Here is a 19,309-nt window from a genome sequence, read left to right on the forward strand (position 1 = left end):
CCATCTCAAGCGGGCTCTGCTGCCGCCTTCATTACCCGAACGGTGACGAACCATAGGAAGACGCCGAGCGCCAGCAGTATGCCGGCAATCACGTACTGCTGCGGATCACGACCGGTCCACGGACCGGCGAGAAATGCGCAGGTGAGAGCCCCCAGCACCGGCACGACTGTCGGCGTGCGGAAGTGCTTGTGCTCCACCTTGTCCTTGCGCAGCACCAGCACGGCGATGTTGACGATGGTGAAGACGCAGAGCAGCAGCAGCGCCGTCGTGCCGCCGAGCGCCGGAACACCACCGGCAAAGGTGATCAGTGCCGCTGCGATCAAGGTGGTGAAGACGATGGCGATGAAGGGCGTGCGTCGCTCGCTGTGCACCTTGCCGAGGATCGCCGGCAGTACCTTCTCGCGCGCCATGCCGTAGATCAGCCGGCTTGCCATCATCATGTTGATCAGCGCCGAATTGGCGACGGCAAACATGGTGATGAGGCCGAAGACGCCGATCGGGAAGCCGGGAGCGCCCGCCTGAACCACCTTCAGGAGCGGCGTCTCGCCCTCGCCGAGTTCGGATGCCGGCACCAGGGTGATCGCCGAAATGGATACCAGCACGTAGATGACGCCGGTCAGCACCAGGCCGCCGAGCAGCACCTTGGGGAAGATGCGGCTCGGATCCTTGCACTCCTCGGCCATGTTCACCGAATCTTCGAAGCCGACCATGGCGAAGAAGGCGAGCGTCGTTGCCGCAACCACCGACCAGATGACGCTGCGGTCACCGGTGGTCTCGAAGGTCCAGACGCGCGAGACATCGCCCTGTCCGCCGGCAATCGCCCAGAAGCCTATGCCGATGATCAGCAGCAGACCGCTGAGTTCGACGATGGTCAGCACGACGTTGAGCTTGACGCTCTCTCCGACGCCGCGGAAGTTGACGAGCCCGACCAGCGCCACGAAGGCGAGCGCGACGAGGGTCACCAGCCAGTCGCCACCTTCCAAGCCGATGGAGGCCGTGAAGTTGGCGGCGAACGCGCGCGACGCAGTGGATGCCGAGGTGATGCCGGAAGACATGACCGCGAAAGCGACCAGGAAGGTTATGAAATGGATGCCGAAGGCCTTGTGCGTATAGAGTGCTGCGCCAGCCGCCTGCGGATACTTCGTCACCAGCTCGAGATAGCTGAACGCGGTCAGCAGAGCGACGACGAAAGCGACCAGGAAGGGTAGCCAGACGACGCCACCCACCTCTGCCGCCACCTCGCCGGTGAGCGCATAGATGCCGGTGCCGAGAATATCGCCGACGATGAACAGCAGAAGCAGCCCCGGTCCCATGACCCGTTTCAGTTCCGGCTGCTGGCCCAGGTTCTGAGCCATATGATCTTCCTGCATGAACCCCTCCCTCCTGTGATCGAGCCGGAACGCGCGGAGCTTATCTGGGTTCCACCTTGACGGGAAACGGTGCGAATTCGATGCCTCCCATCCGGAACAAGTGGCAGTCTGCATGGTTAGCCGTAAGGCGGTCGCGCGCGCTCCTGGTGCGGCCCCATCCAGGAATAAGGAAGAGATGGATATGGACGATATCAAGAAGTCCGACGGGACCATGCGCCCCGGCACCGAAGATCGCGTACTGACCAACCGACAGGGCCATGCGATCAGCAACAATCAGTCGACCCGAACAGTCGGCAGCCGCGGCCCGGCAACGCTCGAGAACTATCAGTTCCTCGAGAAAATCACCCATTTCGATCGCGAGCGCATCCCGGAACGGGTGGTGCATGCGCGCGGATTCGTCTGCTATGGCGATTTCGAAGCGACGGGCAAGATCGGCGACGAGCCGGCCTCCAAATACACCCGCGCCAAGCTGTTCCAGCAGCCCGGCAAGAAGACGCCGCTCGCCATCCGCTTCTCGACGGTCATCGGCGGCCGCGATTCCTCGGAAGTCGCCCGGGATCCGCGTGGCTTTGCCGTCAAGTTCTATACCGAGGACGGCAACTGGGATCTCGTCGGCAACAATCTTGCGGTGTTCTTCATCCGCGATGCGATCAAGTTTCCCGACGTCATCCATTCGCTGAAGCCGGATCCGGTCACCTTCCGCCAGGAGCCGAACCGGATCTTCGACTTCATGAGCCAGACGCCCGAATCCATGCACATGCTGACGCATCTGTTCAGCCCGCGCGGCATTCCGGCGAGCTATCGCCACATGGAAGGGTTCGGCGTCAACACCTACAAGATGGTCAATGACAAGGGCGAGACGGTCCTCGTCAAGTATCACTTCCACCCGCGCGCCGGCCTCGCCAGCCTGACCGCCGAAGAGGCCGCCAAGGTGCAGGGCCAGGATTTCGGCTCGGCATCGAAGGATCTCTTCACCTCGATCGAGAAGGGCGACTATCCCCAGTGGGACATGTACGTGCAGCTCATGGAGGATCACGATCATCCGGAACTCGACTGGGATCCGCTGGATGATACCAAGATCTGGCCGGAAAAGGACTTCCCGCTGCGCCACGTCGGCGTCATGACGCTCAACCGCAATGTCCAGGACTTCTTCAACGAGAACGAACAGATCGCCATGGGGACCGGCGTCCTGGTCGACGGCCTGGATTTCTCGGACGACAAGATGCTGGTCGGCCGCACCTTCTCCTACTCGGATACGCAGCGCCACCGGGTTGGCACCAACTACCTGCAACTGCCGGTCAACCAGCCGAAGAGCGCGACGGTCTCGACCAACCTGTCCGGCGGCCAGATGAGCTTCCAGCGCGATCTGGCGCCCGGCCAGAACCCGCACGTGAACTACGAGCCGTCGATCCATGACGGGCTGAAGGAAAGCCCGCGCGAGCAGCCGAACAACCCGCCGGAGATCCGCGGTCCGCTGACCCGTGCCGTGCTTGAGCGGCGCAACGACTACGTCCAGGCACGCGGTCGCTTCTGCACGATGATGGACTGGGAGCGGGACGACCTGATCTTCAACATGGGCGATCTGCTCGGCCAGTGTCAGCGCGATGTTCAGGAGCGGATGGTCTGGCACTTCTTCCTGGTGCATGACGAGTACGGTCGCCGGGTGGGCGAGACGCTCGGCATCACGGCAGCCGACGTGAAGGGTCTCGGCCCGCTGCCCAAGCAGGTGCTGACGGACGACGAGCAGCGGCGCCTGCAAAACCTTGGCAGCAATGGCGACACCATCGATCCAACGGTCTGGGGCCAGTGGACGAGCTCGGTGAAGAACCACAAGGCGCGCGCCGAAGACGTGCTGAATGGCCGCCTGCCGACCCATACGATGACCGAGCAGGCAGCCGAGTAAAGGCTCAAGGCTCGACGACAGGAGGCGGGCGGATCTTCATCCGCCCGCCTCTTGTTTTGCATGCCTGTAGGGGCGCTCTCAGCGATAGGCGTCGTTGTCGGGCCGGGAGGGCTGCGCCGGATCATCGACATAGCGCCCATGCTTCGGCACGGCGATCTCGACAAAATCCTGCGCCAGGCGGTGGAGCGCGGCGCGCATCCCCGCACCCTTGGCGGGTCGGCCATGGCCGGTGATCACCAGCTCCGGCTCCAGTGCCGCAAGCGCCGCGACGGATTTTTCAGCCTCGTCCCAGTCCGGTGTCAGGTAGCGTGGAGGCCCATGCATCTCCGGCGTCTGCATTGCCACCTCGTAGGCCGATTCCTGACCGGTGGTGACGAAGGCGTCGCCGACGATCAATGTCCGGTCGCTCTCGCGCCAGAACGATACGTGTCCCGGCGCGTGGCCAGGCGTATGGATCCACCGCCAGCCGGGCATGTGCGGGATCGAACCGTCGAACGGCAGCGGCCTGACGCGCGGCCCCAGATCGACGGGCGAGCGCGGGAAGAGCGGCGACAGGAGCGACATCACGCCGCCGCCGACGGTCGGATCGGCCGGCGGGTAGTAGGAGGTGCCGTTAAGATACGGCACTTCCAGCGGATGGGCGTAGACCGGCACGTCCCACTGCTGCGCCAATGTCTTGACGGACCCGGCATGATCGAAATGCGCATGCGTCATGACGATGGCGGCTGGCCGCCGGCCGAAGCGCTTCTCGGCACAGGTGGCGATCGTCTCCGCCGAGGTCGGCAGGCCCGCGTCAATGAGCACCCAGTCGCCGGCGCCGGACGGCGTGCCGACGAAGACGACGTTGACCAGCGCCAGGCGCCTGTAGCTGAGATCGGGCAGGATCTTGCGGGTGCCGTCGGCGGCCTCCTGGACAGGTGCAAGATCGGCCTGGTGCAGCGGGATCTGGTTTACCATCGGTTCAAGTCCTCACTCGTTCCCGGGCGTCCGTCCGTACCGGACGCCCCTGCGTCAGATCTTGGCGGTGGCGCCGGCTTCCTTCAGCGAGGCGAACTTCATGGTGACGCTGCGCAGGTTGTCGTCGATCCAGCGGGCCATGGCGATCTCCTCGTCGAGGTTGGCCTGGAGCGCCGAGGTCGCACTGGCAAAGCCACCCAGTTCGGCCACCGTCAGCAGCGACTTGTAGGCGGCGATCTCGTAATTCTCGAAGGCGAAGTTGGCGATCGAGTTCTTGATGATCTCGTCGCCCGCGACGCTGTGGCCGATCGCCGCCATCGAACCGCCCATCGACAGAGCCATGTCCTTCATCGCCGACGGGCTTTCCGAGATCGACGTCAGGATCTGCTCGAGGCGGGCGATCTGACCTTCCGTCTCGCGGATGTGCTGCTCCAGCCGGGTTGCCACTTCCGGGTAGTTCTCGATTCGCGAGACCTGCGGCTTCATGATCGAGAGTGCCTGGTTCTCCATAGCGTGGGCATTTTTCAGTCCGGTGACGAAGATGCTGCGTGCGTCTGCCATGTTGTCCTCCTGTTGGCTCGGGCTGACTAACCACCAAGGATCTGCAGAGTTCCTTCTCTGCTGAGTCTCGGGGAGGGGCGGATTAACCATCGCCGTTAAGCAAGTTTAAGGATTTGTTAACCGTGATGCTTCGCAGACGCGGCTTGTCTGCTAGGATGCCTCATCCAATCAAGGGGTCGCTCATGGCGGACGCATCCGAGTATACGCATCTCGCACACCGGGGGACGCCGCCTCCGGCCGGCGTCGCGCAGGATGCGCAGCGGGCAGAGGCATCGGTCGATATCACGCTGCCGATCGAGCTTCGTTTTGCCGCAACGCACTACGACAATCTCGAGGTGCGGGTCGATCCGGCGCTGCGCACCCTCTGGTACTTCATGAATCCGGTCGAGGCACCGAGCTACACGCCTGGCCTGCTGGCCGATCTCAGCCGCCTGCGCGGCCAGATCCAGTCGCTGTTCGACCGTGCCGACGACGGGCTGCCGCTCCTCTACCTGGTGAACGGCTCGAAGATGCCGAAGATCTTCAACCTCGGCGGCGACCTCGGCTACTTTGCCCAGCACATCCGCAGCCGCGACCGCGAGGGCCTGCGCCGCTATGCGCTTGATTGCGTCGATCTCGTCTATTCCTCGTCGATGAGCCTCGATCTGCCGATCGTGCTGATCTCGCTGGTTCAGGGCGATGCGCTGGGCGGCGGCTTCGAGGCGGCCATGGCGTCGGATCTCATCATCGCCGAGAAGAGCACCAAGTTCGGCTTGCCTGAAATCCTGTTCAACCTGTTTCCCGGCATGGGCGCCTACAGCTTCCTGTCGCGCCGACTCGATCCGACGCGCGCCACGAAGATGATCATGGGCGGGCAGATCTACAGCGCCGACGATCTCTTCGAGATGGGCCTGGTCGATCTCGTCGTCGAGGACGGGCAGGGCGAGGCGGCGGTGCGGGAATTCATCACCCGCCATTCGCGCAAGCATATGATCTACCGGACGCTGCGCGAGGTGAAGCGGCGCGTCAATCCGCTGACCCACCAGGAGCTGATCGACGTCGTCGACCTCTGGGTGGAAGCGGCCATGCAGCTGGAAGATGCGGACCTGCGCAAGATCGACCGCCTGCGCCTGGCGCAGACGAAGCGGCTGGAAGCGGGCAGAACTGCCGGCGCCCGGTGAGGCGCGGCAGCTGATCAGGATGCGCGGCGTTCGGAGATCACCGAGCGGAATTTCTGAAATTCGTCGCGCAGGTGATGGACGTGTCGCTCGCCCTCGTTGGCAAGCTGGGGATCATTGATCTCCCGCCAGTCCAGGCACATCTGGTAGATTCGCATGGCGCCGACATTGGCCGCCGCACTTCGCAGCGCATGCGCCGAATTCCGGAATTCCTGAACGTTCTCCTCGGCAACCGCGTCGGCTAGCGCCTTCAAGGCGGTGACGGAATCCTCGGCGAACTGGATGAGCAGCGCATCAACGAACTCCGAGCCGCCGAGCTTTTCCAGCGCGTCGCAGGTGGCGGGATCGATGACCGGATGGTCCTTCGGCGCGTCGTCGTCTGCAGCCGGGATCTCGTCGGCCTGTTCCGGCACCATATCCGCAAGGATCGAGCCGATCACCTCCAGGAGATAGCGCGGCTCGACCGGCTTGGTGACGCAGGCCGCCATGCCGGCTTCCAGGCAGCGGCGGGCCGCCTCCTCGGTTGCGTCGGCCGTCACTGCGATGACAGGGATCTGCCGACTTCCCAGCGATGCGAAGCGGTAGAATTTCGTTGCCTCGATACCGTTCATGACCGGCATGTTGACGTCCATCAGCACCAGGTCGAGATCGCCCTTCAGCATCCGCTCGACGGCAGCCTCGCCGTCCTCGACAATCTCGTGGCGATGCCCGGCCATCTCCAGCACCTTGCCGAGCACCATCTGGTTCGTCTTGTTGTCGTCGGCTATGAGGATCCGCCAGGATTGTGCGGGATCGGCCGGAATGGCAGCACCTTCGGCATCGCCGTCGCCACGCGACAGGAGTGCGGCAATGTTGGCGAAGCGTGAAGGGTCATCGCTGCCGATGACGCAGAAGAACAGGTCGCGCATGGCCGGCAGCAGGCGGATGTCTTCCTCGTCGCGGTTGAACAGCACGAGCACCGGCTCGCCGCATCTGTCCAGCGACTCGAGAAGCGTCCTGGCGGCCTTGGCCGGCGACAGACCAGGCGTCTGAGCGTCGATGAAGACGAGCGGCCGCTGCCCGGTTTCCGCATGCAGTGTTCTCACCGCTCCGACGGCGTCGTCGGCCGTCGCTGCGGGAAGCGCGATCCGGCGCAGGCTCTCCGGCAGGCCGGCGGTCTCGCCGATGAACACGAATGGCGGCAGCCTGACGTCGGGAACCAGATCTTCGTCGACGGCTTCCGTCGGCAGGTGGAAGTAGAAGGTGCTGCCTTCGCCCGGCGCGCTGTTGACGCCGATGTCGCCACCCATGGCCCGCACCAGCTGCCTGACGATTGCCAGACCAAGGCCGGTTCCGCCAAAACGATCGAGGATCGTGCCGTCGGCCTGAGTGAAGCGATCGAAAATCCGGGCATGCGCGGAAGCGTCGATACCGATGCCGGTATCGGCGACTTCGACACGCAGCATGTCGCCCGTCTCCGTCCGGTCGTAGGATAGCTCTATGCGTACATGTCCGGTTTCGGTGAACTTGACCGCATTGCTGGCGAGGTTGAGCAGGATCTCTTCCAGGTGCCGGCGATCCGTCATCACGAAGCGTGGCGTACCGCTTTCCATGTGCAGGGTGATGCGCAACTGCTTGCGCTCGGCATTGACGCCGATCATCGACCGCACATCACCCAGAAGCAGCGGCAGGTCGACCTTTTCGGTCCGAACCGTCGTCTGTCCGGCTTCGATGCGGGAGAGGTCGAGAACGGCCTCGATCAGCGACAGCAGGGAGCGGCCGGAGCGGCCGATGGTGCGCACCATGTCGCGATGTTCCGGATGCAGCTTCATCTGCGTCAGCATATCGCTGAGACCGATGATGGCATTCAGCGGGGTGCGCAACTCGTGGCTCATGCTGGCGAGGAACAGGCTTTTCGCCTGGCTTGCCTCCTCGGCCTCGCGCTTGGCCTGCGACAGCTTGCGGATGAGCTTGGCCGAATAGGCGGGTATGACGATCAGCGCCCCGACGAGACCAAGCGCCACGGTTGGCTGCTCCTGCCAGAAGTCTGTCGTCCGGTAGACGAGGAGGAAGCCGCCCACCGCGGCAAATGCGGAGATTGCCAGGTAGACGACGCCGAACCGGAAACCGTTGCCGAGCACCGCCCAGAAGTAGACGAGGAACAGCGCCGCGCCTGCTTCGCCACTGGCGTGCAGTCCGTACGAGAACATGCTGACGTCGGCGATGATCCCGGCGACGCGCCGGATCGGGGAGACGCCGGGATAGCAGAGGATATGGATGAACAGGCCGGCCGCGAACATCTCGAACAGCAGCACGGGAATGGTCGCGACGCTGAGGGCCGCGGCGGCAGCCTCGGAGCCGGCGGCGCGGGCAACCACCAGGTAGATGAGGATCGCCGAAGACAGGATCAACCGGTTGGCCGTCAGCTCGTGTTCTGTGTCCGGGCGGTCGCGCAGCAGCGCGCGCATGTCCTTCAGCGACGCCGAGAACGGCCGCTCGAACAGCCTGTCGAAGGGGAAGGCTCGCGATTTTGTCATGCGATGCGCTCGAGCCTGCCGCCGGGCAGGGCAAGCGCGATCAGGTCGCTGGCCGGCATCGGGCGGCCGTACAGGTAGCCCTGCATCACGTCGCATCCGTCGGCCTTCAGCAGGTTCGCCTGCTCTTCCGTCTCGACGCCTTCCGCGACCACAGTCAGGCCGAGACTGTGGCCGAGATGGGCGACGGTTCGGACGATCGTATGGTCGCTCGGATCCGCTACCATGTTGCGGATGAAGCACTGATCGATCTTGATGCGGTCGATCGGGAACTGCTTGATGTAGTTCAGGGACGAATAGCCGGTGCCGAAATCATCGACCGAAATGCCGACGCCGAGTTCGGCGATGTGCTTGAGCGACGAGACCACCGCGTCGGTGTCTTCCATGACGATGTTTTCGGTGATCTCGATGTCGAGGCAATGCGGATCGAGGCCGGACGCATCGAGGGCGCGGACAACCAGGGCGGCGACGTTCACCCGGCGGAACTGCACCGGCGAGAGGTTGACGCCGATCCGCAGATGGCCGAGCCCGAGCCGCTGCCAGGTTTTCGCTTCGCGGCAGGCCTCATGCAGCACCCACTCGTTGATCGGCACGATCAGTCCGTTTTCTTCGGCCCTCAGCAGGAATTCGCCGGGCGCGACCATGCCCCGCTCGGGATGCATCCAGCGCAGAAGCGCTTCGGCACCGACCATCTCGCCGGTGGTTGCGGAGATCTGCGGCTGGTAGTGCAGGACAAACTGCTGCTGGTCGATCGCCGTGCGCAGCTCGCCGTCGAGGAAGGCGTTGTTGCGGATGCGGTCGGTCATGTTGGCGTCGTAGAGGCGGAACTGGTTGCCGCCGCCGTTCTTTGCCTGCTGAACGGCGAGATCTGCATTCTTCACCAGTTGCGTCACGTCGGTGCCGTCGATCGGGTAGAAGGTGACGCCGACGCTCGCGCCGCACGATGCCTGGCGGTCCAGATGACTGAAGGGCACCCCAAGCTCATCGATGATGCGCTGGGCGAGGTCGCCGGCTGCGTCGCCCGGCTGGTTGAGGATCTGCAGGATGGCGAATTCGTCGGCACCAAGCCGCGCCAGCATATCGCCCGGCCCGACGATGGCCGACAGCCGGCGCGCCGCTTCCCTGAGGAATGCGTCGCCCGCATCGTGACCCAGCAGGTCGTTGATGCTCTTGAATTCGTCGACGTCGATGAAATGCAGCGCGAACGACCGGTCACCACGGCGGGCACGGGCCACTTCGCGGCGCAGCCGGTCGTAGAGATAGTTGCGGTTCGGCAGGTCCGTCAGTTCGTCGTGGCGCGCGGCGTGCAGCAGGTGCTCTTCGGCGCGCTTGCGTTCGGTAATGTCCAGCGCGCTGGTCAGCACGCCGACGATCGCCTCGTTGCCGTCGCGCAGGGGGCTCTTGGTGGTCAGCAGGACGCGCTTCTCGCCCTTGGCATCGGTCAGCGTCCTCTCGAAGCTCTTCAACGCCTCACCGCCGCGGATCACCTTGCGGTCCAGCGTCCGGTTCGGGCCGGCCTGCTCCGCATCGACCAGCAGGTCGCCGGTCTTGCCGACCAGCTCGGCAGGATCGCAGCCGAAGAAGGTGCCGACGAAGGCATTGGCAAACAGGATGCGGTTGTTGCAGTCGCTGGCGCTGACCATGGCCGGCACCGTATCGATGACCTGCGCCAGGCGCTCGCTGGAATCGCGAAGGGCCGCCTCGCGTGACTGTTCGCTGGTCGCCAGTTCCTTGGCGAGATCCTCGGCGCGGTTCTCCAGCAATTGCTGCTGCTTGCGCATCTTCAGGAGATTGCGGGCGCGGACGACGAATTCCTGGTGATCGACAGGGCTTTGCAGGAAATCGGTCGCGCCGGCTTCCAGCGCGCGCATGCGGAAGCTGCGCTCCTCGTAGACGGTAATCACCATTACCGGGATTTCCGAAAAACCGGGCAGTGCCCGCAGGGCGCGGATAAAACCCTCGCCGTCCATGACAGGCATCTTGTAGTCGGTAACGATAAGATCGGGGACGACGCCCTCTTCGAACGCCCGCAGGGCCACGGTCGGATCACCGAAGATCCTGATCGCGATCCCATCTTCGACCGAGGATGCTAACCTCTCGAAAATGCGACGGTTGGTCTCCTGATCGTCGAGTATAACAATTAAGGGCATCCCTGATCCGATATCATTTCGGCACTGGCGTCCGCATGCGTGGCAAGCATGGATGCCTCGTCTATGCGCGCCTGGCCGGACACGTTCTCTGCCAGAATAGGGGCGCATACATTAAGAAAGCGCTAAAACGTAGAAGGCGGGCGATTCATAATCGGACACCGGCCCGGATGCCGCCTGCGTTGCAGTCTCATCACACCTTGGAAAAGAGACGAGACGCCGTCCAGCTTTGCTTTGACGGTTCCTAATATACCACCTAGGCTTTCCTGCGTGAGGGCACGGGGAAAAAGGGATGATGGCATTCTCATCCTACGACACACTGGACGCCAACGACCTGGCATTCCTGCGACAGGTTCTTGAGGAGGTCTGCGTCGAACGCGGCATCGGGGTGGAAACACCGGAGGCTGCGCTGGTCGCCCGTTCACTGGTGGACTGGTACCTTTTCGGCGTCAAACACCCGGACCAGCTGAAGCAGATGCTGAAGCCACTGCCGGACGAGCCGGACAAATAGAGCCTCTCCGGAAGCTTGCTTCATCCTGACCCTTCAATCTGCCGCAGCACGCCGCCATACGCCCGGCTGTCGATTTTCCGTCGCGGTAATGGCGTCGATCGGCTACATGCGGGCTAGACAGAATCGGATCCCGGATGGCCAAGCAGCGCGACCGCACTCCTCTCGACAAGCTCCTCAAGCATTGGGCGCGGGCGACTGCCGCCGAGCGTTCGGAATTCCTGCGGCAGGTGACGGAGGAAGGGCAGCCGGATGTGGGGGTGGGCCACGTGCCGCCGATCGCCAACGGTCGCTATCTGCTGCCGCAGACCGTCCAGCGCATCGAGCGGATCATCATCGCGCGGCGGATCACGCCTGCCGAGGCAATGCTCGAGATGGGGTTCGAGCGCGGCCACGCATCGCTGACGCGGGCACTGGCGCGTGGCGCAAGCCTGCGGCTTTCGGTCATTGCCGCACTCCAGACATGGATCGCGCAGAACGAAGCCGAGTCGGTCCGCTCAGAGCCGCCGGAAGCCGAAGCTCCCGAACACCTCTAGAAGTCGATCGCCCTGCCGTTGATCTCCCAGTCGCCGAAGCGCGCCGGGTCGGCGCCGCCGCGGCCGCCAAGCTCTGCCGGCAGTTCCGGCCCTCTCTCGCTCGCGCGACGCTCCTCGGCTTCCCGAAGCGCCCGCTGTGCGGCCGGCGTCAGAACCTTCGCCACGGGTTCGACCGGTGCGTCAGCCGTCGCTGCCGTCTCGTGATTGTCGTTGTCCGGCTTCTGCATGGCCTGCTCGTCCTGCTTGTCGGTCATATTGAAAAGAGCCCGTGAATTGACCACATCCTAGGCATATCGCAGTGTCGGGACCAGCGCCGCTGCTGCATTTTTAGGGAAATGACGATGAACATGATCCGCACCGCCATGCTCCTGGCCTTCATGACCGCCCTGTTCATGGGCGTCGGCTTCCTCATCGGTGGCCGCGGCGGCATGATGATCGCCTTCCTCATCGCCGCCGGCATGAACCTGTTTTCCTACTGGAATTCCGACAAGATGGTGCTGTCGGCCTACCGGGCGCAAGAGGTGGACGGGCGAAATGCGCCGGAATTCTTCCACATGATCCGCGACCTGTCGGCCAATGCCGGCCTGCCGATGCCGCGCGTCTATGTCTACGAAAGCCCGCAGCCGAATGCCTTCGCCACCGGGCGCAATCCGCAGAACGCCGCGGTCGCAGCCTCGACCGGTTTACTCGAGCGGCTGACGCCGGAAGAGGTCGCCGGTGTCATGGCCCACGAGCTTGCGCATATCCAGAACCGAGACACGCTCACCATGACGATCACCGCCACGCTTGCCGGTGCGATCTCGATGCTCGGCAACTTTGCCTTCTTCTTCGGCGGCAACCGCGAGAACAACAATCCGCTCGGCTTCATCGGCGTGCTGGTGGCGATGATCGTCGCGCCGCTTGCCGCGATGCTGGTGCAGATGGCGATCAGCCGGACGCGCGAATACTCGGCCGACCGGCGCGGCGCCGAGATCTGCGGCAATCCGCTGTGGCTCGCCTCGGCGCTCGGCAAGATCGCCGGCGCGGCGCAGGTGATCCACAATCCGGATGCCGAGCGCAATCCAGCGACCGCGCACATGTTCATCATCAATCCGCTGTCGGGCGAGCGGATGGACAATCTGTTCTCCACCCACCCGAACACCGAAAACCGGATTGCCGCCCTGCATTCCATGGCATCGCATTCCGGCGCAGCCTCGACGGCCAGCTTTTCCGCTGCTAGACCCAGCCGCAGATCGCGCTCCGTGCCCACCACCGGGTCGGAGCGTTCGAACGACGAACCGCGCAAGGGTCCCTGGTCTTGAAGGCTGACGACAAGAAGAACAACAACAACCGTCCGAAACCATCGCGGCAGGCGGATCGCCCGCAATCGGCTCCGGGAACTTCGCCGTTCGCCGAAAAGCCTGGTCTCGACGTACGGCTGGCAGCCGCGAAGATCCTCGCCGCCGTCGTCGACAAGCGTACGCCGCTCGACGGAATGCTGGATGCCGGCCACGGCAATCCCGCCTATAAGGTGCTCAGCGATGCCGACCGGGCGCTGACCCGGGCGATCCTGAACGCCACGCTGCGGCACATGCCGCGCATAGAGGCCGCCATCGCCTCGCTTCTCGATACGCCACTGCCTGCCGGGGCGCGGGCGCTGCAGCACGTGCTGCTGATCGGCGCCGCGCAGATCCTCTATCTCGACATTCCGGCGCATGCGGCCGTCGATCTTGCCGTCGAGCAGGCCAATCGCGATCCGCGCAACCGTCGTTTCGCCAAGCTGGTCAACGCCATCCTGCGGCGCCTGGAGCGCGAGCGCGACGTCATCCTCGAACAGTCTTCGAAGATCTCGCCGGTTCCGGACTGGTACCGCAAGCGGCTGGACAAGGCTTATGGCGCGGACGACGCGTTCAAGATCGCCGAGGCGCAGCTGACGCCGGCTCCCATCGATCTGACGGTAAAGGCGGATCGCGAGGTCTGGGCGGAGCGGCTGAAGGCAAAGATCCTGCCGACCGGCAGCCTCAGGCTTGCCGCCTTCGACGGCAAGATCCCGTCGCTCGACGGCTTCGACGAGGGCGCCTGGTGGGTCCAGGATGCCGCCGCCGCCATTCCCGCGCAGCTGTTCGGCGACATTGCCGGAAAGCGGATCGCCGATCTCTGCGCCGCACCGGGTGGCAAGACGGCGCAGCTCGCGGCGATGGGCGCTAAGGTCGTCGCCATCGAACAATCCGCCAACCGTACGGTGCGGCTGCGGGAAAACCTCGCCCGGCTCGATCTCGACGTCGAGATCCTCGAGACGGACCTTTTCGACTACCGGCCGGAAGAACTCCTGGACGGCGTCCTCCTCGATGCGCCTTGCTCGTCCACCGGCACCACCCGCCGCCATCCGGACGTGCTGTGGACCAAGGGCATCTCTGACATTGAAAAGCTCGCGGGCCTCCAGGCGCGCATGCTGCGCCATGCCGTGACGCTCGTAAGGCCCGGTGGCCTGATCGTGTTTTCAAACTGCTCGCTCGATCCCCTGGAAGGCGAGGAGCTCGTGGCCCGTCTGGTGGCGGAAGATCCGTCGGTCGAGCGCGTGTCGATCCGTTCCGGAGACTGGCCGGGGCTGGAACAGGCGATCAACGCAGCCGGCGAGTTCCGCACCACGCCGGCGATGCTGCCGCCGGGCGACGGCTATGCCGGCGGCATGGACGGCTTCTTCGCCTGCGTGCTGCGCCGCCGCTAAGACTTTATTCACCATAACAGCGCAAATTCGGATCTTGTCATGGACAGCGCGCCGAGCCGGATGGCTGGGCGCGGGAGGCGTCCATCCAGATTTCCGGTATCGAACATGCAGCTGGCCGAGCGCCGTCGATTTGTTGCTCTGGGACTGACGGAGACGCGCAGGCGCCTCTGCCGTCGGCTGATGCCGGTGCGCATGCTCGCCGGCAAGATCGGTCTCCAGGCGCCTGACCGGCTGGTCGTCGCTCCGACCGACCTCAGGGCTGTCGACAGCTTCGTCGCGGAAGAGATCATGTCCGGACGTTTCCGGCTTGCCGGCAGGCTCTTCGATGCCGGCGATGAATCCCCATTCCTGCAGCAGCTGCCGTCGCGGGCCTTCGCCGAGCGTCTGCATTCGTTCGCCTGGCTGCGGCATATGCGGGCGCTGCGGACAAACGAGGCGCGCGCCCAGGCGCGAACGCTGATGGCATCGTGGATGCAGGTGCACGGTCGCCGGCTGTCGGGCCACGGCTGGGAGCCGCATGTGGCCGCCGAACGGATGATCGCTTGGCTCTCGCACTCGCCCGTCGTGCTGCATGGCGCCGAGGCCGGCTTCTACCGTCGCTTCATGCGCTGCCTGGCCTTCCAGCGGCGCTACCTGCGCCGGGCGATCGACTGCCTGCCGATGGGCGAGGCACGGCTGCGGATCCGCATCGCGCTGGCCATGGCGTCGCTTGCCATGCCGTCGCCGGAAAAGCTCGTGCGGCGCGAGGGCCAGCGGCTGGACCGCGAACTCGAGGCGCAGATCCTCGCCGATGGCGGGCACGTGTCGCGCAATCCGCGGGCGGCGCTTGACCTGTTGCTCGATCTGCTGCCGCTGCGCCAGACCTACGTCAATCTCGGCCATGACGTGCCGGCCAAGCTGATCCCGACGATCGACCGGATCTTCCCAGCGCTGCGCTTCTTCCGCCACCAGGACGGCGATCTCGCCCTGTTCAACGGTGCCAGCGCGACGCCGGCCACCGAGCTGATGTCGGTGCTGCGCTACGACGAGACCGGCGGAAAGCCGTTCAAGGCCCTGCCGCACAGCCACTACCATCGCCTGACCGCCGGCGACACTACGCTGCTCGTCGATACTGGACAGCCACTGTCGGCCGAACTGTCGCGCAGCGCGCATGCCGGCTGCCTGTCCTTCGAGTTTTCCGCCGGGCGCAGCCGCTTCATCGTCAATTCCGGGGCGCCGACCTTTGCCGGACGCACCTATCGCCAGCTGTCGCGGGCGACCGCCGCGCACTCCACCGTCACGCTCGGCGAGACATCCTCGGCACGCGTCACGCCGTCGGCGCTGATCGGGCCGCTGATGCTGGAGGCGGTCGACGTGCTGGTCTCCGAACGCTGGGAGGACGCCTATGGCAACGACTGGCTGCGCGCCGCCCATGATGGATACGTGCGGCCCTTCGGCTATCTCCACCAGCGGGAGATCGGCCTTGCGGCGAAGGGCAACAAGATCAAGGGCTACGATCATTTCTTCGTGCCGGACGCAGACGCCGATGGACCCCAGGGACAGCGGGTGACGGCAACCGCGCGCTTCCATATCCACCCGTCGGTCACCCTGACGCGGGTCGATGTCGACAGCGTTTCTCTCGAGGCGCCGGATGGCGAGACCTGGCTCTTCTCGGCGCCCGGCCAGCACGTGCAGATCGGCGAGGACGTGTTTTTCGCCGACGTCTCCGGCATGCGGCCGAGCGAACAGCTGCTGATCGAGATCTCGCTTCCGGAGACGACCGACCTGCGCTGGATGCTGAAGCAGCAGGTGTAGCGCCCTTAGCGATTTCCTCCGGCGCCAAGCTGTGCTAACGCGGCCCGCATCCGGCGCCCGCCAACAGGGGCGCATTCCCAGCACGGAGTTCCCCGATGGCCGTCGTCTCGAAAATGATCCCCGCTCCCGACAAGGTGAAAATCCGCACCGCGCTCCTGTCGGTGTCCGACAAGACCGGCATCGTCGAGCTTGCGAGCGCGCTTGCCGAGCATGGCGTGCGGCTGCTGTCGACCGGCGGCACCTTCAAGTCGCTCGCAGCGGCGGGCCTTCAGGTGACCGACGTTTCCGACGTCACCGGCTTTCCGGAAATCATGGACGGACGCGTCAAGACCCTGCATCCGAACGTCCATGGCGGCCTGCTCGCCATCCGTGACGACGTCGATCACCAGGCGGCGATGCAGGAACACGGCATCGGCGCCATCGATCTCGCCGTCATCAACCTCTATCCGTTCGAAGAAGTCCGGGCGGCCGGCGGCGACTACCCGACGACCGTCGAGAACATCGACATCGGCGGCCCGGCGATGATCCGCGCGGCGGCCAAGAACCATGCCTATGTCACCGTCGTCACCGATGCCCAGGACTATCCGCAGTTGATCGAGGCGCTGCGCTCGGACGACGGCCAGACCGCCTATGCCTTCCGCCAGAAGCTGGCGGCAAAGGCCTATGCCCGCACGGCAGCCTACGACACGATGATCTCCAACTGGTTCGCTGAAGCGCTCGACATCGAGATGCCGCGCTACCGGACGGTCGGCGGAATGCTGTCGCAGGAGATGCGCTACGGCGAGAACCCGCACCAGTCGGCCGGCTTCTACCTGACCGGCGACAAGCGGCCGGGCGTCTCGACGGCCACCCTGATCCAGGGCAAGCAGCTGTCCTACAACAACATCAACGACACCGACGCGGCCTATGAGCTGGTGGCGGAATTCCCGTCCGAAGCCGGGCCGGCCTGCGCCATCATCAAGCACGCCAACCCCTGCGGCGTGGCCATCGGCGGCTCGCTGGTCGAGGCTTACAAACGAGCCCTTGCCTGCGACAGCACCTCGGCCTTCGGCGGCATCATCGCGCTCAACCAGATGCTCGATGCGGCGACGGCGGAAGAGATCGTCAAGCTGTTCACCGAAGTCATCATCGCGCCGGATGCCTCGGACGAGGCCAAGGCCATCATCGCGTCGAAGAAGAACCTGCGCCTGCTGGTCGCCGGCGGCCTGCCGGATCCCCGCTCGCGCGGCTTGACCGCCAAGACGGTGTCGGGCGGATTGCTGGTGCAGACGCGCGACAACGGCATGGTCGAGGATCTCGATCTGCGCGTCGTGACCAAGCGTGCGCCGACCGATCAGGAGCTGATCGACATGAAGTTTGCGTTCAAGGTCGGCAAGCACGTCAAGTCCAACGCCGTCGTCTACGCCAAGAACGGCCAGACTGCCGGCATCGGTGCCGGCCAGATGAGCCGCGTCGATTCGGCCCGCATCGCCGGCCTGAAGGCCGAGGAAGCGGCACGCGCCATGGGCTGGGCGGAGCCGATGACGCGCGGTTCGGCAGTCGCCTCGGAAGCCTTCCTGCCGTTCGCCGACGGGCTGTTGTCGATGATCGCCGCCGGCGCCACCGCCGTTATCCAGCCGGGCGGATCGATGCGTGACGAGGAAGTCATCGCCGCTGCCGACGAGCACGGCGTGGCCATGGTGTTTACCGGCATGCGCCACTTCCGCCACTGAGTGGCAACAGGCAGTAGGCAGTCATAGGCCTACTGCTCTGCCCCGCCCGCCGGATAAGGGGTTCGCAGGAGCAGCAGGAAGCCGGCGACGAGGAACAGGATCAGCGTCGCCATGCCGAGCCGCGCTGACCCCGTCGCATAGGTGACAGCGGAGAAGGATAGCGTCGCGAGGAAACTGGTGGCGCGGCCTGACAGCGCGTAGATGCCGAAGAACCGGCCGGCCTCATCAATTGCGACGCTGCGCGCTAGGAAGGATCGCGACGACGCCTGCACCGGGCCGAAGGCCAGGCCGATCAGCAGGCCGAAGGCGAGGTAGGCTTTCTCCGCCGCCGTGCCGAACAGCCCGCCGGCATCCAGCTCCGACAGCGGCAGCAGCCCGAAGAAGACATAGCCCGGCCCGGTCGAGACGATGCCGAGCGTCGCCACGAGCAGCAGCACCAGGCTGATGATGATCACCGTCTTGGAGCCGGCGATCCGGTCGAAGCGACCGGCGACGAGGCAGCCGAAGATTGCCACCACGTTCAGCAGGATGCCGAACAGGCCGATCTCCAGCGTCACCCAGCCGAACATGCCGGCGGCGAAGGTTCCGCCGAGGATCAGCAGGCCGTTGACGCCGTCCTGGTAGAGCATCCGCGCGACCAGGAAGCGCAGGATGGATCGCCGGCGATGCACCAGCTCCGACAGCGTGGTGCGCAGCTCGCGCAGGCCCTGATACACGGCCGGGCGGAGAGGCACTCCGGGTGAGGCGTCGGGGGTGAACAGGAACATCGGCAGGATGAAGACGAGGTACCAGAGCGCCGCCATCGGACCAGTGATACGGGCGTCCTCTCCGAGTGCCGGATCCAGCCCGAACAGCGGCGGCAGGCCGAAAAGCGTCACACCGGTTTGCGGATCGGAGGCGAGGAAGCCGACGACGAGTATCAGCACGATCATTCCCCCGAGATAGCCGAGGCCCCAGGCGGTGTTCGAAACCCGCCCGACATCGGCGGCCGATACCAGCCGCGGCATCATCGAATCGTTGAAGACGATCGAAAATTCGGCAGCGATCGAGGCAAGGATCATGAAGATGACCGGCCACAGAATGGGGGAGCCGGGAGCCGCAAACCACAGCATGAACAGCGCGCCGATCTTGATGGCGGCGAACACCGCGATCCACGGCTTGCGCGGCCCGGACTGATCGGCGATCGAGCCGAGGACCGGCGACATCACGGCGATGACGATCGACGAGATCGTCGCCATGTTGCCCCACATCGCCTGTGCGGCGACCGGATCCTCCGTCAGCCGGGCGACGAAGTACGGTCCGAAGACGAAGGTGGTGACCACGGTGAAGAAGGGCTGGGCTGCCCAGTCGAACAGCATCCAGCCCCAGATTCCGCGCTGTCGAGGTTTGGGCCCCGCCTGCTCTCCTGCTTGCGACACGCCGCGCCTCCGGTTGACGCGCTAGT

General features: G+C 64.9%; 15 protein-coding genes. 8 read left to right on the forward strand and 7 right to left on the reverse strand.

The genetic code is table 11. The annotated features are described in order from the left end of the window. Window positions 1–5: 5 nt before the first annotated feature. Window positions 6–1,355, reverse strand: coding sequence for an APC family permease (locus ACR65N_RS20610; protein ID WP_440458524.1), 1,350 nt, complete (start codon window positions 1,353–1,355; stop codon window positions 6–8). 196 nt (window positions 1,356–1,551) lie between these two features. Between ACR65N_RS20610 and ACR65N_RS20615 the strand changes: the two genes are divergently transcribed. Continuing rightward, window positions 1,552–3,273: a catalase gene (locus tag ACR65N_RS20615; RefSeq protein WP_440458525.1), complete on the forward strand. Its 1,722-nt coding sequence runs from the start codon at window positions 1,552–1,554 to the stop codon at window positions 3,271–3,273. A 78-nt stretch (window positions 3,274–3,351) separates the two neighbouring features. On the opposite strand, the gene ACR65N_RS20620 is transcribed toward ACR65N_RS20615, so the two are convergent. Together ACR65N_RS20620 and ACR65N_RS20625 are read right to left on the reverse strand one after the other, a co-directional pair. Continuing rightward, on the reverse strand, window positions 3,352–4,230 hold the full coding sequence (locus ACR65N_RS20620) for an MBL fold metallo-hydrolase (protein WP_440458526.1): 879 nt from the start codon (window positions 4,228–4,230) through the stop codon (window positions 3,352–3,354). Window positions 4,231–4,284: 54 nt separating this feature from the next. Beyond that, entirely contained in the window at window positions 4,285–4,791 is a 507-nt protein-coding gene (locus tag ACR65N_RS20625) for a ferritin-like domain-containing protein (protein ID WP_430307903.1), read from the reverse strand. 182 nt (window positions 4,792–4,973) lie between these two features. Here ACR65N_RS20625 and ACR65N_RS20630 point away from each other — a divergent pair, with 182 nt between their 5' ends. Then, complete coding sequence (locus ACR65N_RS20630) at window positions 4,974–5,951, forward strand: crotonase/enoyl-CoA hydratase family protein (RefSeq protein WP_440458527.1); 978 nt, start codon at window positions 4,974–4,976, stop codon at window positions 5,949–5,951. Between the two features lie 14 nt (window positions 5,952–5,965). Here the strand turns inward: ACR65N_RS20630 and ACR65N_RS20635 are convergent, their stop codons facing one another. Together ACR65N_RS20635 and ACR65N_RS20640 are read right to left on the reverse strand one after the other, a co-directional pair. Beyond that, window positions 5,966–8,464, reverse strand: a complete 2,499-nt coding sequence (locus tag ACR65N_RS20635) for an ATP-binding protein (RefSeq protein ID WP_440458528.1) — start codon at window positions 8,462–8,464, stop codon at window positions 5,966–5,968. Beyond that, window positions 8,461–10,611 (reverse strand): EAL domain-containing response regulator, encoded by a 2,151-nt coding sequence (locus tag ACR65N_RS20640; protein ID WP_440458529.1) that lies wholly within the window; start codon window positions 10,609–10,611, stop codon window positions 8,461–8,463. The genes ACR65N_RS20635 and ACR65N_RS20640 overlap by 4 nt, the downstream gene beginning before the upstream one ends. 289 nt (window positions 10,612–10,900) lie before the next feature. Between ACR65N_RS20640 and ACR65N_RS20645 the strand changes: the two genes are divergently transcribed. Together ACR65N_RS20645 and ACR65N_RS20650 are read left to right on the forward strand one after the other, a co-directional pair. Then, on the forward strand, window positions 10,901–11,119 hold the full coding sequence (locus ACR65N_RS20645) for a hypothetical protein (protein ID WP_440458530.1): 219 nt from the start codon (window positions 10,901–10,903) through the stop codon (window positions 11,117–11,119). A 134-nt stretch (window positions 11,120–11,253) separates the two neighbouring features. After that, on the forward strand, window positions 11,254–11,652 hold the full coding sequence (locus ACR65N_RS20650; protein ID WP_440458531.1) for a hypothetical protein: 399 nt from the start codon (window positions 11,254–11,256) through the stop codon (window positions 11,650–11,652). Here ACR65N_RS20650 and ACR65N_RS20655 read toward each other — a convergent pair. After that, window positions 11,649–11,879 (reverse strand): DUF1674 domain-containing protein, encoded by a 231-nt coding sequence (locus ACR65N_RS20655; RefSeq protein ID WP_440458570.1) that lies wholly within the window; start codon window positions 11,877–11,879, stop codon window positions 11,649–11,651. The genes ACR65N_RS20650 and ACR65N_RS20655 overlap by 4 nt on opposite strands. A gap of 114 nt (window positions 11,880–11,993) precedes the next feature. Between ACR65N_RS20655 and htpX the strand changes: the two genes are divergently transcribed. From htpX to purH, 4 genes are all read left to right on the forward strand, one after another. Further along, window positions 11,994–12,953 (forward strand): zinc metalloprotease HtpX, encoded by a 960-nt coding sequence (htpX, locus tag ACR65N_RS20660; RefSeq protein ID WP_440458532.1) that lies wholly within the window; start codon window positions 11,994–11,996, stop codon window positions 12,951–12,953. Beyond that, complete coding sequence (locus ACR65N_RS20665) at window positions 12,944–14,359, forward strand: RsmB/NOP family class I SAM-dependent RNA methyltransferase (protein ID WP_440458571.1); 1,416 nt, start codon at window positions 12,944–12,946, stop codon at window positions 14,357–14,359. Before htpX ends, ACR65N_RS20665 begins: the two co-directional genes overlap by 10 nt. A 105-nt stretch (window positions 14,360–14,464) precedes the next feature. Further along, a complete protein-coding gene (locus tag ACR65N_RS20670; RefSeq protein WP_440458533.1) occupies window positions 14,465–16,153 on the forward strand; it encodes a heparinase II/III family protein in 1,689 nt (562 codons plus the stop codon). A 95-nt stretch (window positions 16,154–16,248) separates the two neighbouring features. Next, complete coding sequence (gene purH / locus ACR65N_RS20675; RefSeq protein ID WP_440458534.1) at window positions 16,249–17,865, forward strand: bifunctional phosphoribosylaminoimidazolecarboxamide formyltransferase/IMP cyclohydrolase; 1,617 nt, start codon at window positions 16,249–16,251, stop codon at window positions 17,863–17,865. A 29-nt stretch (window positions 17,866–17,894) separates the two neighbouring features. Here the strand turns inward: purH and ACR65N_RS20680 are convergent, their stop codons facing one another. Then, on the reverse strand, window positions 17,895–19,283 hold the full coding sequence (locus ACR65N_RS20680; protein ID WP_440458535.1) for an MFS transporter: 1,389 nt from the start codon (window positions 19,281–19,283) through the stop codon (window positions 17,895–17,897). Window positions 19,284–19,309: the final 26 nt, after the last annotated feature.

Source organism: Rhizobium sp. SAFR-030 (assembly GCF_059415005.1).

Coding starts and splice junctions, on each gene's coding strand:
- ACR65N_RS20615 (WP_440458525.1), top strand. CDS start 1,552: ATGGACGATATCAAGAAGTCCGACGGGACCATGCGCCCCGGCACCGAA.
- ACR65N_RS20655 (WP_440458570.1), bottom strand. CDS start 11,879: ATGCAGAAGCCGGACAACGACAATCACGAGACGGCAGCGACGGCTGAC.
- purH (WP_440458534.1), top strand. CDS start 16,249: ATGGCCGTCGTCTCGAAAATGATCCCCGCTCCCGACAAGGTGAAAATC.
- ACR65N_RS20670 (WP_440458533.1), top strand. CDS start 14,465: ATGCAGCTGGCCGAGCGCCGTCGATTTGTTGCTCTGGGACTGACGGAG.
- ACR65N_RS20610 (WP_440458524.1), bottom strand. CDS start 1,355: ATGGCTCAGAACCTGGGCCAGCAGCCGGAACTGAAACGGGTCATGGGA.
- ACR65N_RS20640 (WP_440458529.1), bottom strand. CDS start 10,611: ATGCCCTTAATTGTTATACTCGACGATCAGGAGACCAACCGTCGCATT.
- htpX (WP_440458532.1), top strand. CDS start 11,994: ATGAACATGATCCGCACCGCCATGCTCCTGGCCTTCATGACCGCCCTG.
- ACR65N_RS20645 (WP_440458530.1), top strand. CDS start 10,901: ATGATGGCATTCTCATCCTACGACACACTGGACGCCAACGACCTGGCA.
- ACR65N_RS20625 (WP_430307903.1), bottom strand. CDS start 4,791: ATGGCAGACGCACGCAGCATCTTCGTCACCGGACTGAAAAATGCCCAC.
- ACR65N_RS20635 (WP_440458528.1), bottom strand. CDS start 8,464: ATGACAAAATCGCGAGCCTTCCCCTTCGACAGGCTGTTCGAGCGGCCG.
- ACR65N_RS20630 (WP_440458527.1), top strand. CDS start 4,974: ATGGCGGACGCATCCGAGTATACGCATCTCGCACACCGGGGGACGCCG.
- ACR65N_RS20650 (WP_440458531.1), top strand. CDS start 11,254: ATGGCCAAGCAGCGCGACCGCACTCCTCTCGACAAGCTCCTCAAGCAT.
- ACR65N_RS20620 (WP_440458526.1), bottom strand. CDS start 4,230: ATGGTAAACCAGATCCCGCTGCACCAGGCCGATCTTGCACCTGTCCAG.